The organism is Rahnella sp. PCH160, assembly GCF_047784855.1.
Classification (GTDB): domain Bacteria; phylum Pseudomonadota; class Gammaproteobacteria; order Enterobacterales; family Enterobacteriaceae; genus Rahnella.
The window spans coordinates 3,378,869-3,390,837 of record NZ_JBLOGT010000001.1 but is presented as its reverse complement, the minus strand read 5'-3'; the positions used below and the strand labels follow the sequence as shown (position 1 = coordinate 3,390,837).

Annotated in this window: 11 protein-coding genes; 5 read left to right on the top strand and 6 right to left on the bottom strand. The window is 56.5% G+C overall.

Features of this window, described 5'->3' with window-relative positions; translation table 11 throughout:
• Window positions 1–13 precede the first annotated feature (13 nt).
• Together ACM5QY_RS15630 and ACM5QY_RS15625 are read left to right on the top strand one after the other, a co-directional pair.
• Window positions 14–346 carry a type II toxin-antitoxin system RelE/ParE family toxin gene (locus ACM5QY_RS15630; RefSeq protein WP_416121661.1) on the top strand — a complete coding sequence of 111 codons (333 nt, stop codon included), beginning with the start codon at window positions 14–16 and terminating at the stop codon, window positions 344–346.
• Window positions 336–641: a helix-turn-helix transcriptional regulator gene (locus ACM5QY_RS15625; protein WP_195823369.1), complete on the top strand. Its 306-nt coding sequence runs from the start codon at window positions 336–338 to the stop codon at window positions 639–641. The genes ACM5QY_RS15630 and ACM5QY_RS15625 overlap by 11 nt, the downstream gene beginning before the upstream one ends.
• 27 nt (window positions 642–668) lie before the next feature.
• Here ACM5QY_RS15625 and xdhC read toward each other — a convergent pair whose 3' ends face one another.
• The 6 genes from xdhC to ACM5QY_RS15595 all read right to left on the bottom strand — a co-directional run bounded on the left by xdhC (window position 669) and on the right by ACM5QY_RS15595 (window position 8,589).
• Window positions 669–1,457, bottom strand: a complete 789-nt coding sequence (gene xdhC / locus ACM5QY_RS15620; protein WP_416121660.1) for a xanthine dehydrogenase accessory protein XdhC — start codon at window positions 1,455–1,457, stop codon at window positions 669–671.
• 11 nt (window positions 1,458–1,468) lie between these two features.
• Window positions 1,469–3,886, bottom strand: coding sequence for a xanthine dehydrogenase molybdopterin binding subunit (gene xdhB, locus ACM5QY_RS15615; RefSeq protein ID WP_416121659.1), 2,418 nt, complete (start codon window positions 3,884–3,886; stop codon window positions 1,469–1,471).
• Window positions 3,879–5,312 (bottom strand): xanthine dehydrogenase small subunit, encoded by a 1,434-nt coding sequence (gene xdhA / locus ACM5QY_RS15610; protein ID WP_416121658.1) that lies wholly within the window; start codon window positions 5,310–5,312, stop codon window positions 3,879–3,881. The genes xdhB and xdhA overlap by 8 nt, the downstream gene beginning before the upstream one ends.
• Window positions 5,309–5,947, bottom strand: coding sequence for a TetR family transcriptional regulator C-terminal domain-containing protein (locus ACM5QY_RS15605; RefSeq protein ID WP_416121657.1), 639 nt, complete (start codon window positions 5,945–5,947; stop codon window positions 5,309–5,311). Before ACM5QY_RS15605 ends, xdhA begins: the two co-directional genes overlap by 4 nt.
• Window positions 5,944–7,296, bottom strand: coding sequence for a guanine deaminase (guaD, locus tag ACM5QY_RS15600; protein WP_416121656.1), 1,353 nt, complete (start codon window positions 7,294–7,296; stop codon window positions 5,944–5,946). Before guaD ends, ACM5QY_RS15605 begins: the two co-directional genes overlap by 4 nt.
• A gap of 120 nt (window positions 7,297–7,416) precedes the next feature.
• Entirely contained in the window at window positions 7,417–8,589 is a 1,173-nt protein-coding gene (locus ACM5QY_RS15595; RefSeq protein WP_416122899.1) for an ROK family transcriptional regulator, read from the bottom strand.
• A 317-nt stretch (window positions 8,590–8,906) separates the two neighbouring features.
• Between ACM5QY_RS15595 and ACM5QY_RS15590 the strand changes: the two genes are divergently transcribed.
• From ACM5QY_RS15590 to ACM5QY_RS15580, 3 genes are all read left to right on the top strand, one after another.
• Window positions 8,907–10,157 (top strand): extracellular solute-binding protein, encoded by a 1,251-nt coding sequence (locus ACM5QY_RS15590; protein WP_416121655.1) that lies wholly within the window; start codon window positions 8,907–8,909, stop codon window positions 10,155–10,157.
• A gap of 69 nt (window positions 10,158–10,226) precedes the next feature.
• Window positions 10,227–11,129: a carbohydrate ABC transporter permease gene (locus ACM5QY_RS15585; protein WP_416121654.1), complete on the top strand. Its 903-nt coding sequence runs from the start codon at window positions 10,227–10,229 to the stop codon at window positions 11,127–11,129.
• Window positions 11,126–11,965 carry a carbohydrate ABC transporter permease gene (locus ACM5QY_RS15580; protein ID WP_416121653.1) on the top strand — a complete coding sequence of 280 codons (840 nt, stop codon included), beginning with the start codon at window positions 11,126–11,128 and terminating at the stop codon, window positions 11,963–11,965. The genes ACM5QY_RS15585 and ACM5QY_RS15580 overlap by 4 nt, the downstream gene beginning before the upstream one ends.
• Window positions 11,966–11,969 lie beyond the last annotated feature (4 nt).

Genomic DNA, 11,969 nt, shown 5'->3' with positions numbered 1-11,969 from the left:
AAGGAACGCCATTGTGTACGACGTGACCATCATTAACAGTGCGGAAAAGGAACTCACGAAACTGCCCGCGACGCTGTATGCCGCAATGCTTGGGGCTTTAGACGAGCTGGGAATTTACGGCCCCGCTTTGCAGGATCCCGAGGTCAGGTATGTAGGCAAAGGGCTACGGGAACTTCGTGTCACCAGCCTCGATGGGCTGGGCAGAGCGTTTTACTTTTTTATGAAAGGCAGGCGTATTTATATTGTGCATATCTTGCACAAGAAAACCGCCAAAACGCCGCATCAGGATTTAGAACTGTCAATACAGCGCATGAAAACCATCAAAAGGAATGAGCATGAAAGATAATGACGACGACTATGAACTGATCCCCTTCAGTGTGGTGAAAGCTGAAGCACTGAAAAATCCAGAAATCGCGGCGGCATACTATGCACTTAAGATGCACAAAAAAATGGTCGCCGAACTCAAGGCGGCGCGGCTGGCGGAATCCCTGACGCAGGAGGATATCGCGCGGCGCACCGGCATGAAAAAACAAAATATCAGCCGGTTTGAAAACGGTGCCGCATCCCCGACGCTTAATACCGTCAGTCGTTACGCGGTCGCGCTTGGCGGCACTTTTGAATTCAAAAAACTGCACGGCTAGACTTTAGCGGGTCCGGACAAAAGTCTGTCAGTTAACCGACTGATTGTGCGCCCCGTACGCCGCGATAAATTCCCCCGCTATCGCCACTGCGATTTCAGCGGGGAGTTTACCCCGCACATCCGGCAGGCCGACCGGGCAACGCATTCTCATCAGTTGCTCGCCGGAAATCCCCTTGCCGGATAAACGATAATCAAAGCGTTTACGCTTCGTCTCAGAACCAATCAGCCCGAAGTAGCGGAAATCACCGCGTTTCAGAATCTTTTCACTGAGGGCAAAGTCCAGCTGATGATCGTGCGTCAAAACCATGAAGTAACTGCCCGCGGGCATTTGCGCCACGGTGCCTTCCGGTTCGTCATCCACCACACAGGTAATCTGCGGGTCAACGTGAACAGGAAACTCACTGGCGCGCGCATCCACCCAGGTGATCCGGCACGGCAATGTACTGAGTATGTTCACCAGCGCACGCCCCACGTGTCCGGCGCCATACACCACCACATGCGGCTGTGGCTGCCCGAGCGGTTCGAGCAAAACAGTCGCCATGCCGCCGCAACATTGCCCGAGCCTTGCTCCTAACGAAAAACGCTCTAACCGGCTGGTTTTCGCGCCCTGCTGCAGCATTTCGCGGGCAATGGCGGTGACCTGAAACTCCAGGTTTCCGCCGCCTAAGGTATAAAACAGCTCACCGGCGGTGATCAGCATTTTACTGCCCGCATCACGCGGCGTTGAACCCTGCTGATCAACCAGCGTCGCCACCACACAAGGCTCGCCGCGCTGCCGGAGGTCATGTAAACGGGTTACCCAGTCATCTGTACGCATAGAAACCTCCGTTAACCGTTCGCTTTTTCGGTTGTTTCACCGGTGGCTGTTTCGCTGATAATCGTTGTGACAACGTCACCGGAAAATTTCAGCTGATTAATCCCATTCAGCACTCTTTCCGGCGTGGCCGGTGCATCGATATGCGGATGAACGCGGTAATCCGCGAGGCTGGAAACCGCGTCTTTAATCGCGCACCAGACTGAAATTCCGTGCATAAACGGCGGTTCCCCCACGGCTTTGGAATGGAAAACCGTGTCTTCCGGGTTCTTGCGGTTTTCAACCAGATGAACGCGCAAATCCTGCGGAATGTCGCCGATGGCCGGGATTTTGTACGCCGCCGGACCGCTGGTCATCAGCCGCCCTTTGTCGTTCCATACCAGTTCTTCGGTGGTCAGCCAGCCCATGCCCTGAACAAATCCGCCTTCCACCTGCCCGATATCTATCGCCGGATTCAGCGAATCGCCGACGTCATGCAGAATATCGGCGCGCAGCAGTTTGTATTCGCCGGTCAGCGTATCAACCAGCACCTCGGCGCAGGCCGCACCATAGGAGAAGTAATAGAAAGGATGCCCGGCTGCCTTGCTGCGGTCGTAGAAAATCTTCGGCGTTTTGTAATATCCGGTACTGGAAAGCGGCACCTGATTCAGCCAGCACAGGGTGGCAACCTGCTCAAAACTGAAATACTGGTTTTTGACCCGCACGTGACCGTTGCTGAACTCCACGTCGCTATGTTCCGCGTCATGAACGCGCATCAGCATTTCCACCATGCGCGCTTTAATGATTTCAGCCGCATTTTGCGCCGCTTTGCCGTTAAGGTCGGTTCCGGAAGACGCCGCCGTCGGCGACGTGTTCGGCACTTTTCCGGTATCCGTTGCCGTGATCTGAATGCGGCTGATATCCACCTGGAACACTTCAGCAACGACCTGCGCCACTTTGGTATTCAGCCCCTGGCCCATTTCCGTACCGCCGTGGTTGAGCTGAATGCTGCCGTCGGTGTAAACCAGCACCAGCGCGCCCGCCTGATTGAGGAAACTGGCGGTAAAGGAGATGCCAAATTTCACCGGCGTCAGCGCCAGCCCTTTCTTAAGATACGGATTTTTAAGATTAAATTGAGTGACAGCGTCACGTCTTGCCGCGTATTCTGCGCTTTCTTCCAGCTGACAAGTCATCTCCTCAAGCAGATTCTGACCGACGGGCTGGTGATAATGCGTGATGTTTCGGCTTTCCTGGCCGTAGTAATTATTTTTGCGCACGGTCAGCGGATCCATCCCCAGTTCGCGGGCGATGTGATCGACAATATGTTCAATAGCCAGAATGCCCTGCGGACCGCCAAAACCACGGTAAGCGGTATTCGATGCCATATTGGTTTTGCAGCGGTAACCCGTAATTAATGCATCGCCGAGGTAATAGGCGTTATCGGAATGGAACATCGCCCGGTCAACGATGGAACCGGAGAGATCCAGCGAATAGCCGCAGTTGGCCGCCAGCTTCAGGTCGATACCGTGAATAATGCCGTCATCCGTAAACCCGACGTCGTAGCTGACGTGAAAAGGATGGCGCTTCCCGGTGATCAGCATGTCGTCCTGCCGCGCCAGACGCATTTTCGCCGGGCGCCCGGTGAGATGGGCCGCCAGCGCGGCCAGACACGCCGTGCCTGCCGCCTGTGTTTCCTTGCCACCAAAGCCGCCGCCCATGCGACGCATATCGACCACCACTTTGTGCATCGGCAAATCCAGGACCGAGGCCACCAGTTTCTGGACTTCGGTCGGGTGCTGCGTCGAGCTGTAAACCAGCATCGCGCCGTCTTCACCCGGCATCACCGATGCAATCTGCGTTTCCAGATAAAAATGCTCCTGCCCGCCAATCTCCAGCTCGCCCTGCAAGCGGTGCGGCGCACAGGCCAGCGCCATGCCGGCATCGCCCCGTTTATGCTGATGCGGTTCCTCGACGTAATGTTCAAGTTCCAGCGCCTGTCTGATGGTCAGCACGGCGGCGCGGGGCTGATAGTCAACTTTCGCCAGCGCAACAGCCGCACGGGCGGCTTCCGGGGAAGTCGCGGCAACCACCAGCACAATCTGCCCGACGTATTCCACCACGTGGTGCGCCATCAGCGGGTCGCCGTGGGTCAGCGGCGCGATATCCAGATTGCCCGGCACATCTTCCGCGGTCATCACCCGCACCACACCGGGGACGCTGTAACAAGGTTCGGTATCAATATGCAGGATGTCGGCGTGCGCGTGCGGGCTGAGCAGCGGCACCAGATGTAACTGACGCGGAAACTCCAGCCGGTCATCGGTGTACACCGCTTCGCCGCTGACATGTTTATCCGCGCTTTCGTGTTTCTGGCTTTTGCCCACGCCGCTTTGTAATCCGGCGCGGAACAACTGTTCCATCTCCTGCCGGGAAAGTGACGGTTTGGATTCAGACATAATGAGTTACCCGCATCAGCGTTTCAGGAGACGTCAGTTCGATATGGCAGCGGCGCAGCAGGTTTTTGGCGACCTGCATGCGGTATTCGCGGCTGGCGCGGAAATCAGTGATCGGTGTGAAATCCCTCTCCAGCGCCAGACATGCGCGCTCGAGGGTAGCGGTTTGCCAAGGCTGCCCGAGCAGTTGCGCCTCGCATTGTGCGGCACGTTTCGCCACTTCCGCCATGCCGCCGAACGCGATGCGGGCATGTACCACCACGCCGTCGCGGACTTCAATCTGCAACGCGGCGCAGACCGCTGAAATATCGTCCTCCAGCCGTTTCGACACTTTATAAACCCGCAACTGCCGCGCCTCCGACGTCACGCGCGGAATGCGGATCTGCTCGATAAATTCACCCGGCTGCAAGGCCGTTTTGCGGTAGCCGAGGAAGAATTCGTCCAGCGGTAATTCGCGTTGCGCCGTGCCGCAGCGCAGCAGCAGAGAAGCGCCCAGCGCCAGCAACACCGGACCGCCGTCGCCAATCGGGGAACCGTTGGCGATATTGCCGCCGAACGTGCCCTGATTACGGATTTGCTGCGAGGCAAAACGCTCAAGCAGTTCGCCGAACGCCGGGAATTCACGGTGCAGAACCGGCAGACAGGCGCTCAGCGTCGCCGCAGCGCCAATATGAATTGCCTGACCGGTCAGCGTAATGTTTTTCAGTTCCGAAACATGGCTGAGCGAAATCAGTTTCGGGATGTGCTGGTAACGTTGCGTCACCTCCAGCGCCAGATCGGTGCCCCCTGCCACCAGCCGGGAATCTGGCTCCGCCAGATACCGTTGCGCCAGTTGCTCAATCGTGACCGGTTGCTGCGTCTCGGAAATTGCCCGCAGTTTTTCGAGAGAATGCAGAGTATTGGCGTCAAACTGATCCGCCTGCGGGGCTTCGCACACCGCCTGCGCCGCCGCCATAATCGGCCGGTAACCGGTGCAGCGGCAGAGATTGCCGGAAAACGCTTGTTGCATTTGTTCACGGTTAACAGGCTCGCGGCTAAAAGTTTCACGGTCGATCGTCAGTTTTTGCTTTTCCAGCGCAAACAGCGACATCACAAAACCCGGCGTACAGAACCCGCACTGCGAGGCATGGTTATCGACCATCGCCCGCTGAACATGGTGCAGCTCGCCCTGATGTTTCAGATCTTCCACGGTGATCAGCTGCTTGCCGTGGATCGCAGGCATAAACGTCAGGCAGGCGTTGACCGTGGTGTATTTCAGCCCGTCGCCCTCTTTTTCGGCCAGCACAACGGTGCAGGCGCCGCAGTCACCGGAGGCGCAGCCTTCTTTGGTGCCGCAACGCCCTACATCGCGGCGCAGATACTGGAGAACCGTGGTATCGTCCGGCAGATTTTCCGTCTGGATCCTGCCGTTCATCAGAAACTGGATCATGCGTCATCCCCCTTCCGGCACCCGTTTAAAATCAGCGTGGTGACTTCATCGATAATGTGTTCCCGCGCGACGTCATCGCCGTCGAAATTGCCGTACATGTGTTTCACCTGCACCGCGAAATCGGCGTAATACTGCGTCAGCGCCCAGATGTGCATAATGAACAGACGTGCATCCAGCGGGCGGATTTTGCCCTCAACAATCCACTGGTGGATCAGGTTTTCTTTCCCGACGATGTTCTGCGTCGCCTGCGGCCAGTATTTGTGCAAATAATGTCCACCGCTCAACACTTCGCTGGTGAAAATGCGCGACAGCTCCGGCTGGTCAAACGAAAAACTCAGCTTGTTGCGGATGTAGCGGCTCAGCACGGCTTGCGGTTCACTGAGCGTCGGGTCGAACTGAATAATGTCACCCCAGACTTTCAGCACTTTCTGCAAGAGTTCCTCGTACAACTCTTCTTTTCCGGCGATGTAATAATGCAACTGGGCCTTTTTGATCCCCGCACGCCGGGCAATCGCCTGGGTCGTCGCGCCCTGAAAGCCTTTTTCGCTGAATTCGGCAATCGCTGCCGTGTGGATGTTTTCCAGCGTGCGCTCGCGGGCGACGCGGACTTTGCTGCCGGTGTCGCTGTTCATCATGCGCAAAATTCTCCTGATATGTCGTCCCGTGCATAGGCCCGTTCGCCGTCGATGTACGTGCTATACACGTTACGGTCGTCGCCGAGGGTCATCAGCACAAACAGTTTCTCCGCCAGCGTTTTGCTGTTCGATGCACGCAATTTTTGCAGCGCGCTGACGCCCGGCTCGAGCACCACGAAATCCGCTTCTTTTCCGGCGTCGAAATTGCCGATTTTGTCATCCAGATGCAGCGCCCGCGCGCCGCCCAGCGTGGCGTGATAAAAGGCTTCGAAAGCCGACAGCCGGTAACGTTGCAGTTGGCCAACTTTGTAAGCTTCCAGCAGCGTTTGCAGCATATTGAAGGTGGTGCCTGCGCCAACGTCGGTGCCCATTCCCACGCGAATGTGCTTCTGCCAGGTTTTTTGCAAATTGAACAAACCGCTGCCAAGAAACAGGTTGGACGTCGGACAAAACGCGATGGTCGAATCCGTTTCACTCAGACAATCCCATTCGCTGTCATCAAGGTGCAGACAATGCGCAAACACGCAGCGCTCGCCGGTCAGACCATGCTGATGATAAACGTCGAGATAATGCTGATGTTCCGGGTGCATTTCTTTCACCCAGGAGAGTTCCGCCACGTTTTCACTCAGATGGGTGTGCATATACACGTCCGGGAATTCCTGTCTGAGCTGGCGGACTTTTTGCAGCAGTTCGGGCGAGGATGTCGGCGCAAAACGCGGCGTCAGCGCGTAGCTCAGGCGCTGACGGTTATGCCAGCGCGCAATGAGTGCGCGCGTATCGGCTTCGCTTTGTTCCGGAGTTTCCAGCAGTGCGTCGGGGGCGTTTTTGTCCATCATGACTTTGCCCGCCACCAGCCGCATGTTGATGTCAGACGCCTCTTTAAACAGCGCATCGACCGACTGCGGATGCACGGTGCCGAACACCAGCGCCGTGGTGGTGCCGTTGAGCAGAAGCTGGCTGATGAAGAATTTCGACATGCGCTTTGCGTAATCCGCGCAGTGATATTGCTGCTCCGTCGGGAAGGTGTAGCGCGTCAGCCATTCGAGCAGTTGCTCGCCATACGCGCCGATCATTTCGGTTTGCGGGTAGTGAATATGGGTATCGACAAAACCGGGGACAATCAGTTTGTCGCGGTAATCATCGATTTCCAGCCCGGCGGTTTTACGGACGCCGGCGAGTTTTGCTTCGCCCTCCCGCCATTCCCCGAGCCAGACAATGTGCCCGCCGCTGAGCAGCATCAGGCCATCTTCGATATAACGAACGCTGGCTTCTAATTCTTCCGGCCCGGTGACCGGCTGGCGGATATCAAAGAAGTTTCCGCGTACCGCGCGGGTGATAACCTGACTCATGGCATAGTCCTTCTGTGCAACATTCTTATTGATAATTAATAACAGAACGTTTGCAAAGCTTATGCCAAATCTGACCAACCGGTCAGACCGTCTGGTTCTTTTTCTGCACGCCAGCCAGTACTACTTCAGCAACACCTCGTACTGCGGGTTGAATTCATCAAAGATTGGCAACGCCGCCGCACCAAGCGCCGGGGTATCGCTGCCGGACATGCCGATGCGGATCCGCGTGCCTTGCGCATAGCGGCTGCGCACCGAACTGTACAACGGCGTCAGGCGTTTGATCAGCTTCTCCACCAGCGGTTTCGGCATGGTGCCGCCGATAATCACGGTCTGGGCATCAAACACACATTCCATAATATTGATGGCCTGAAGCGCCGGTTCGACCGCCGTATCCAGCCATTTATCGAACAGTGCCTCATCGACGCTCAGCAGATCTTCCGGCATCGCCGACGTCGGATCCAGCCCGCAGGCTTCGTACGCCGCCTGCAAAGAAACATAGCGTTCGAGGCAACCTCTGTTGCCGCAATAGCATTCGCGACCGCCAGGTTGCACCACAATGTGGCCGACCTCGCCCGCATTATGTGCATGACCGGTGTAAATCCGCCCGTCAGTGAAGATGCCTGCGCCGAGACCGGTACCAATATAAAGATACACAAACGAAGAAAGTTGCTTGGCAATTCCGTGAAAACGCTCGCCGATAGCCGCGACCGTCGCATCGTTTTCCAACGTAACCGGCCAGCCGGTAGATACGCTCAATCGCGCTTCAATATCAATATTATCCCAGCCGTGCAGCGTGGTCGGCCCCTGCGAAGAAATACCCTCAACGCCAAACGGCCCCGGCATCACCACACCGATACCTAACATTTTTCGCCAGTCTATTTTCACCTGTTGGCGCATTTCTTGCAGTACCTGAACAATAAGGGCCAGCGTGGGCTCAGGCTGAGGTTTCTGTATGTGGATCTGGTGGCGAAAACGCACCGACCCCGTCAGATCCACCAGCACAATCAGCAGCGACTGATGATCAAGATGGATGCCGATGGAATAGGCGCTGTCAGGATTGAGTGTCAGTGGCGTTGCCGGTTGACCACGTCCGCCCGCACGACGCGGCAGATGGGAAGACAGTATGCCCGCCTGTTCGAGTTCGGTCGCAATATTGGAAACCGTCTGCGGCGTGAGCGACGTCAGACGGGCGATTTCTGCGCGGGTCAGCTCACCGTTGAGGCGAATGGCTTCGATGACGACCCGGCGATTGTGAGCGCGGGCATGTTCAAGATTGGTACCAGAAGTTGTTATCACGGCCTTGTACCCAGAGGGGAAACCTGTGGGCAGTATGCGGAGAGTGATTACAGCAATCAAATTGATTTTATAAATATCAGAATATGAATATGACGATGCCATCACAGCTTTCAATGTTATTGGCATGTTAATAATAATCGTCAGTCACTATTCAGTTCGATCAGTTTATAGAATTCGTTTTATGCCTCAGGTAGCAAGTATCAATCTGGCAGGGACGCAGGGGTTGCCGACAGTGACGGCCATCCCACTTTTTTTTAGCCGATTAAAGCAATCAAATTGATTTAATAAACCTAACCCTGTTTCGGAGAATGACGATGAGCCTACGACTTACCCCTGCGGCCACCCTGTGCGCCCTCTCTGCCCTCACTCTGGGATATTCCGCCAGCGCGCTGGCAGAAACCACACTCAGTGCGCTGTTTATGACTCAGGCGGCGTACAGCGAAGCCGATATCCGCGCCATGACCGCGGACTTCACCCATCAACATCCTGACATAAAGGTGAATCTGGAATTTGTACCGTATGAAGCGCTGCACGACAAAATCGTGGCCGCGCGCGGTGCCGGTGACAAAGGGTATGACGTGGTGCTTTTCGATGCGATCTGGCCAGCCGAGTTCAATAAATACGGCCTGTTGCAGGACGTCACGACGCGTATTCCCGCCGACGAAAGCAGCAAGATCTTCGACGGCGCGATTTCTACCGTGACCTACAAAGACAAGCGCTGGGGAATGCCGTGGATCCTCGACACCAAATATCTGTATTACAACAAAGCCATGCTGGCTAAAGCCGGGATCACCACCCCGCCGGCGACCTGGGCTGACGTCGAGAAACAGTCTGAGATCCTGAAAGAAAAAGGCATCGTGAAGTTCCCGCTGGTCTGGAGCTGGTCACAATCCGAAGCCTTGCTGTGCGACTACACCACGCTGGTTTCGGCGTTCAAAGGCGATTTCTACAAAGACGGCAAGCTGAACTTCACCAACACCGGTGCAATGAAAGCCATCAATTACATGAAAGAGACGCTGGATAAAGGGCTGACCAACCCGAACTCCCGCGAATATCTGGAAGAAGACGTGCGTAAGTCCTTCTCCAACGGTGACGCGGCCTTCGCGCTGAACTGGACCTATATGTACAACATGGCCAACGACCCGAAACAGAGCAAAGTCGCGGGTAACGTCGGTGTGATCCCGGCACCGGGCGAAACCGCAGGCGGCGCGTCCGGCGTGAACGGTTCGATGGGTCTGGGCATTGCGAAAGCCAGTGCGCATCCGGATCAGGCGTGGGAATACATCAGCTATATGACCTCCCAGCCGGTACAGAACAAATACGCCAAACTGAGCCTGCCAATCTGGAAATCCTCGTATGACGATCCGGCGGTGCAGAAAGATCAGGAAGCCCTGATTGCGGCGGCAAAAACTTCGCTGAACGTGATGCTTTCGCGCCCGGTGACGGCGGATTACTCACGTTTGTCGAACATTTTGCAGCAAAACATTCAGGCGGTATTGCAGGGTAAAACCCCGGCGAAAGACGGTATGGAAGCCGCAACCACAGCCGCTGACCGTTTACGTTAAGTTTTTTTAAAGCCAACACAACGCCCCGGATGCTGCGGTATGCGGGGCAAACCAACACCACGGAAAACTATGCTGACTTTACCGCAACGAGAACGTCGACAAGCCTGGTTGCTCCTTGCGCCCATGTTGTTAATGATGTTTCTGCTGACCGCCTGGCCGCTGGGCCGCACGCTGTGGCTCAGTTTCACCGACGCCGGTCTGATTGGCGACGGCTCTGCGCCCGGCTGGGTGGGCAGCGACAACTTTATTTATGCCCTGACCGATCCGGATTTCCGCGCTGCGCTGTGGCGGACGCTCTATTTCACCGTGGTTTCGGTGATTTTCGAAGGCTTTATCGGCGTGCTGGTGGCGCTGCTGCTTAACCAGCCATTCCGGGGACGCAGCGCGTTACGCGTGCTGGTGATTTTGCCGTGGGCGCTGCCGACCATCGTCAACGCCACCATGTGGCGGCTGAACTTCAACCCGGATTACGGCAGTATCAACGCCCTGCTTTCCCAGCTCGGCCTGATTGACACCTACCGCAGCTGGCTTGGCGACCCGTCGTCGGCCATTAACGCCGTGATGTTTGCTGATATCTGGAAGAACTATCCGCTGATCACCCTGCTGGTGCTGGCGGCACTGCAAACCATCCCGGAAGATTTGTTTGAAGCGGCCCGGCTCGACGGCGCATCGGCGTTCCGGCGCTTTCGTAAAATCACCCTACCGGCGATCGCCGCTCCGCTGGCCGTCGCACTGATTTTACGCACCATCGACGCCTTTAAAGTCTTCGACATTATTTACGTGATGACCCGTGGTGGCCCGCTCGACAGCACCAAAACCGTCAGCTTCTTCGTTTATCAGGAATCCTTCAGCTATCTGCGTGCGGGCAGCGGGGCTGCTTACGCCATTCTCATGACGCTGATTTGCGCCCTGTTAATTCTGGTTTATATGGTCATGCTGCTGCGCCAGCGCCGTTCGGGGAACGCGGAATGAAACAGAAAATCCGACTCGTTTTACGTTATCTCGCCGCGCTGATTCTGGCCATCTCCATTCTCGCGCCGCTGCTGTGGATGTTCCTGATGAGCGTCAGTTCAGCGGAAGATTTAACCCGCATTCCGCTGGAATGGTTGCCGCGCCACTGGGATTTCAGCCGTTACGCCAGCCTGCTGACGCTTCAGGCCGGGCAACCGGGCGCACTGTTCCTGCATGCGCTTGGGAACAGTTTGCTGGTGGCCTGCGGGGCGACGATTGTTTCCCTGCTGCTGGCCATTCCGGCTGCGTACAGTTTCTCGCGTTATCCGGGACGCGACGGCTGGCTGTTTGGCAGCCTGGCCATTTACATGGTGCCGCCGGTGGCGTTCGTTCTGCCGCTGTATTTCATCCTGCAACAGCTCGCGCTGCTGAATACGCACCTCGGGCTGATTCTGGTGTATTGCTCGATGATCCTGCCGTTTCTGACCTGGATGCTGAAAAATCAGTTCGACGCGTTGCCGGTGGATATCGAACAGGCGTCCCGCCTCGACGGTTTGCGTTACTGGCAGGTTTTGTTGCGGATCACCCTGCCGCTGGCAAAACCGGCGCTCGGCGCTTCGGCGATGTTCGGCTGGCTGCTGGCATGGGATGAATTTTTCTACGCCCTGCTGTTCACCAACAATATCGACGCCCAGACATTGCCGGTGACTATCGCCGGATTCACCGCCGGGCGCGCCACCGATGACGGCCTGATTGCCGCCGTCGGCATTCTTGCGGCCATTCCGCCGCTCTTTATTGCGCTTTGGCTGCAAAAAACGCTGGTCAGCGGGTTAACCGCCGGCGGCAGCAAAGGCTGATTAT